The 1,489-nt window shown below is 42.7% G+C and carries 3 protein-coding genes; all 3 read left to right on the forward strand.

Going from position 1 to position 1,489, the window contains the following annotated elements; genetic code table 11:
* Positions 1-203 precede the first annotated feature (203 nt).
* Positions 204-785 carry a hypothetical protein gene (locus tag BMX22_RS15715; protein ID WP_074743567.1) on the forward strand — a complete coding sequence of 194 codons (582 nt, stop codon included), beginning with the start codon at positions 204-206 and terminating at the stop codon, positions 783-785.
* 57 nt (positions 786-842) lie between these two features.
* Positions 843-1,118 carry a hypothetical protein gene (locus tag BMX22_RS15720; RefSeq protein ID WP_074743568.1) on the forward strand — a complete coding sequence of 92 codons (276 nt, stop codon included), beginning with the start codon at positions 843-845 and terminating at the stop codon, positions 1,116-1,118.
* 15 nt (positions 1,119-1,133) lie between these two features.
* The coding region (locus BMX22_RS15725) for a DnaA ATPase domain-containing protein (RefSeq protein ID WP_177173057.1) at positions 1,134-1,489 on the forward strand (356 nt) is incomplete at its 3' end.

Here is a 1,489-nt window from a genome sequence, read left to right on the forward strand (position 1 = left end):
TGAGCGGAAGATCTGCGATCATTTTGGCTCAAGACTGGAGGTAAGCAGTCCAATGGCTACGGGCAAATGCCTGAATCAGAAGTCAGGTGCCTGGAAACAGACCAGACAGGCAAACGGCGGCTGCTCTGCACATGTGAAGTGGGGAGCGTTGAGGTAAACGATTTTCATTTAGACTGTAATTAATCTTTTAGGAGGTATTTATTATGCTAAATTACGAAGTTTCAAAAAAGGGTTACGAGCAGTTCAGAGAGGATCTTAAAACCAACAAGGAAGCTTTCCCTTGGTTTGATGGCGAGAAGAAATTTCTGGAAAGCTTTAAGGCTATTGTTGTCCGCGAGACGGCTTTACAGCAGGTAATAACAATAAACTCGAAGTATTCCACTCACCTTTCGTTCGGCAAGTCATCTGCTCCCGACGAGGGCGACGAGTTCGCGGATTTTATTGTCAGCGAGAGCTTTCAGTCAAGGATAACAACAACGGACAAAGATGTTGCTGCGGCGCTTGTAACAGATTTAGCTAAGGCTGCAAAAACAAGAGGGCGTTTTCAGTTATCGTTTGCATCAAAGTATTGTCACCACTGCAATCCAAATATGTTCCCGATATACGACAGCGTAAACGCTGACTACTTAAAGGAGCATTTCTCATATAATGGGAACAAGGATTACAGGAGTTACATAGACGCCTACGCCAGTTTTTGCAGTAAAATAGGCGTGAATTTAGAGAACGCTGACGATAAGCAGGAGGGATTCTATGTCGATAAGTTCATAAACAATATCGAAAAATAACTGAGGTTAAGGATTAAATACGTCAATTATGTGCTTTGCACGGAACGGAGGTCTTTTATGCGAGTATACGAAGGTTACGGAACTGGTCATCCTCTTTACACTATCAAGGACAATAGGGTATATGCCGACTACGGAACCGGTCATCCTCTCTTCACAATCAAGGAAAATCGTATCTATAAAGACTATGGTGCCGGACATCCTATTTACACAATTAAAGACGACAGGATCTATGCCGATTACGGTACCGGACATCCTCTCTTCACGATTAAAGGAAATCGTATATATAGGGATTATGGTACTGGTCATCCAATCTACACGATAAAAGAACGCTGAAAAGGAGGGCGAAATATGCAGGATAATAAGAAAGGCGGCAGATTTTCATTCGACAGCTTTGAGGTAACCAAAGAGAATAGTAAAGCCTTTGAGAAAGCGAAGCATTTTGCCGAGAACGCAGATTCCAAACCACTTGCAATATTCGGTGGAACCGCAACAGGAAAGACACATCTGCTCTATGCTGTAAAAAATGCAATTGAGCAGAATTCGCCTGGGCTTCATGTGATTCTTACAACAACAACGGATATGGTTTCCTCTCTGACAAACATTATCAGCAACGGCGATACAGCTGAAAAGTTCCGTGAACAGTATATGCAAGCGGATGTTCTTCTTGTTGACGATATACAGGAACTTGCCGGAAAAGAAAAAAC

The organism is Ruminococcus sp. YRD2003 (genome assembly GCA_900109435.1).
GTDB classification, from domain to species: Bacteria; Bacillota; Clostridia; order Oscillospirales; family Ruminococcaceae; genus Ruminococcus; species Ruminococcus flavefaciens_G.

Bases quoted from the DNA above. Each gene is read 5' to 3' on its own strand.
- BMX22_RS15715 (WP_074743567.1), top strand. From the start codon at position 204: ATGCTAAATTACGAAGTTTCAAAAAAGGGTTACGAGCAGTTCAGAGAG.
- BMX22_RS15720 (WP_074743568.1), top strand. From the start codon at position 843: ATGCGAGTATACGAAGGTTACGGAACTGGTCATCCTCTTTACACTATC.